Source organism: Halorubrum sp. AJ67, from assembly GCF_000513435.1.
This window is the reverse complement of sequence record NZ_CBVY010000003.1, coordinates 335,061-338,206: the sequence shown is the minus strand read 5'-3', so window position 1 is coordinate 338,206 and position 3,146 is coordinate 335,061. Positions and strand designations below refer to the sequence as shown.

At 68.7% G+C, this 3,146-nt stretch carries 3 protein-coding genes; 2 read left to right on the top strand and 1 reads right to left on the bottom strand.

Annotated elements, in window-relative coordinates:
- Nucleotides 1-257 (top strand): methyltransferase domain-containing protein (locus BN903_RS05040; protein ID WP_048076660.1); only part of this gene is annotated, 257 nt, incomplete at its 5' end.
- A 482-nt stretch (nucleotides 258-739) separates the two neighbouring features.
- Here BN903_RS05040 and BN903_RS05035 read toward each other — a convergent pair.
- Nucleotides 740-2,176, bottom strand: coding sequence for an ATP-binding protein (locus tag BN903_RS05035; RefSeq protein WP_048076659.1), 1,437 nt, complete (start codon nucleotides 2,174-2,176; stop codon nucleotides 740-742).
- A gap of 153 nt (nucleotides 2,177-2,329) precedes the next feature.
- Here BN903_RS05035 and idi point away from each other — a divergent pair, with 153 nt between their 5' ends.
- Nucleotides 2,330-2,944 carry an isopentenyl-diphosphate Delta-isomerase gene (gene idi, locus BN903_RS05030; RefSeq protein ID WP_048076658.1) on the top strand — a complete coding sequence of 205 codons (615 nt, stop codon included), beginning with the start codon at nucleotides 2,330-2,332 and terminating at the stop codon, nucleotides 2,942-2,944.
- The last annotated feature ends 202 nt before the right edge of the window (nucleotides 2,945-3,146 follow it).

Genomic DNA, 3,146 nt, shown 5'->3' with positions numbered 1-3,146 from the left:
TCCACCACCTGCCGGACCACGAGGCCGCGCTCGCGGAGGCGGCCCGCGTACTCGCGCCCGGCGGCGCGCTCGTCGTCCGCGAGTTCGACCCCGACCATCCGCTGGGGCGACTCCTCGTCGCCGGCGAACACGCGATCGGCATGGACTCGCGGTTCCTGACTCCGGACGACCTCGCGGCCGCGATGGACGCCGTCGGCCTCGATCCCCGCATCGTCGACCGCGGATTCGGCTACACGGTCGCCGGGGTTCGGCGATAATCGCTCAGTACAGGGTGAGAAATGATGATCAGTGGTGCGGTGGCGCGTGCCTGCGAGCGGTCGCCACCGGCGACCGCGAAGCAGCACCGCGCGAGGGAGTCGGTCGCCGAAGCGAAGCGGAGGCGACCGACGAGGCTGGGGAGGCGTGAGGCTGTGCGGGGCGGGACTCGAAGGGGCAGCCGGGAGGCCGGCAGAGGGGACGTAAGCACCGCAGCGAAGGAGCGAGTGAAACGAGCGACTGAGCGAGGAGCACAGCGAGCGTCTGCCCGCCTCCCGGCTGGGGCTTCGGCGGTCTCAGTCGGAACGTCGGTGGCGACTATATCGTAGCGAACGGCTGGACCTTCGCCGGTAGTCGTGTCGATCAGCAGTTCATAAATCCCACTTGAACGACCGGCCGCTTAACTCGTTCTCGCGTCCGAGCGGACAGTTTCAACGGCGTCTCCAAATACGAAAGTCGGCCTCGGTGAATTCGACCGTCCGCCTCAGTCCTGCGTTCGACCCTGCGGCTCCGCACCGCGAGTCGGGTCCGCCGAACTCTCCTCGTGACCGTCGCCATGATCGTGATCGTGGTCGCCGTGGTCGTGGGCGTCGTTCGCCCCCGTCTCACCGAGCACCTCGGCCCCCTCGCCGTCGATCATGTCCATGTTCTTCAGGTTGTCGCGCTCCTCGAAGTCCTCGACGGCCGCCATCACGTCCTCCTGCGTGATCGTCATCCGGTCCTCCGTGAGCGCGCCGAGGACGGCCTCCCGGAGCACCATGCGGAGGTCAGAGCCGGTGAGTCCGCTCGTCCGGTCGGCGACCTCCTCGGGGTCGAAGTCGGCGATCTTCATCTCCTTCGTCACCACGCGGAGGATGTCGGCGCGCATGTCTCGGTCCGGCTTGGGGAAGTTGACGATCTCGTCGAAGCGTCGCCACGCGGCCGCGTCGAGCTGGTCCGGGTGGTTCGTCGCGCCGATGAGGAGCACCTCGTCGCGGACCAAAGACACCTCGTCGATCGACTTCAGCAGCGTGTTGACCGCGCGTTTCAGCGCCGCGTGTTCGTCCGAGCGGCGGGTCTTCGCCACCGAGTCGAACTCGTCGATGAAGAGGATGCACGGCGAGAGCCGCTTGGCGACCTCGAAGCTCTTCTCGACGTTCTTCGACGTCTCGCCGAGGTACTGGCTCGTGATCATCGAGAGCTTGACCTCGACGAACGGGAGCCCGAGCTCGTGAGCGAGCGCGCGCGACACGGTCGTCTTCCCGGTGCCCGGCGGGCCGACGAACAGCAGCTTCCCGATCTCGCGGAGACCGATCTCCGCGAGGTACTCGCGGTGTTCGATCGCCTTGACGATCTTCTGGATCTCGCCCTCCTGATCGCCGGTCAACACGAGGTCGGCCAGCGTCGTCTCGATCTCCTCGGGCGCGCGGACGTTGACCAGATCGAGCATCTCCGCGTCCTCGTCCTCGTCGAAGTACTCGCCGAGGAGCGCGTCGATCCAGACGCGGTCGGCCTGAATGGGTCGCACGTCGGCTCTGGCCTCCTCGTGGCTCACGGGAGCCGTCAGGTCGTCCGCGGCCTCCAGCGCGGCGACGATCGTCGGGTTCCCGGCGATCCGGTCGTCGTCCGCGCGGTCGCGGTACCACTCCAAGCCCATCGCCGGCTGGGTCAGCGAGATCTCGCCGGAGAACTCCGTGCGTTGGGTGAAGAGGAGGTCGGAGACCGCCTCCCACGGCCGTTCGACCCCCGTCGCGGTACGGGTGGTCTCCTCGGTCGCCTTCAGCGGCCGCTCCACGCCGCCGGGGGCGTCCTCGGCGGCGTCGGCCGACCAGAACACCTGCCGGAAGCGGGGCGGCAGGTCGTTCTCGTCGAGGTCGCGGTCCTGCGTGTAGAAGTGCGTCGTCAACACGAACTCGACGACGTCGAGCGCCGGGTTACTCATCCGCGCGAAGTAGCGCCGGGACGCGGTTAAGAGCGTCGAAGCGCCGGCGGCTCATCGGCGTGACGGCGGAGTCGCGCGCGGGCCCCGCGACAGACGTGGCCGACCGATCGTCGTATCGAACCCTTATTAGCCCTGGTCCGCGACGTAACGCGCATGAGTTCCGAAGACGCGACCGCGTCGGGCGACCCCGCCGGCGACGGCGCGGCAGAGACCGGCGACACGGGCGACACGGACCACGAGAACGCGCTTCAGGACGTCATCGCCGTCGACCCCGACGACGTCGCGCAGGGCACGGTGAACCGGCTCGACGCGCATACGGGCGACGGGATCCGTCACCGCGCGTTCACCTGCCTCGTCTTCGACCGGGACGGCCGGATCCTGCTGGCCCAACGCGCGCCCGACAAGCGCTTGTGGGACGGTCACTGGGACGGCACGGTCGCCTCTCACCCGGTCGAGGGGCAGTCGCAGGAGGACGCCACCGAGCAGCGCCTCGAAGAGGAGCTCGGCATTTCGCCCGACCAGTACGACGACCTCCGGGTGACGGACAAGTTCGAGTACAAGCGCTACTACCCCAACGAGGGCGTCGAGTGGGAGGTCTGTGCGGTGCTGAAGGTCACCCTCGACGACACCGGCTTGGACCCCGACGACGACGAGATCGGCGGCATGCTGTGGGCCGACTACGACCACCTCCACGAGAACCCGGCGCTGTACCGGCAGCTCCGGCTCTGCCCGTGGTTCGAGATCGCGATGCGGCGCGACTTCGCCTGAGCGGCCGGCCGGTTGCGGCCCGAAACGGCGACTTGAAGGCGCTCCCGCGACGCGATCCGGTATGACCGTCGTCGCCCTGCTGGCGAACCCGCCCCGCGAGGGGCTCGTCGGAACCGCGCTCGCCGAGTCGACGCCGCTGTCGCCCGCCGAGGCGGCCGACCTCTACGAGGCAGTCGTGGAGGCAAGGCACACAGGGGATAGG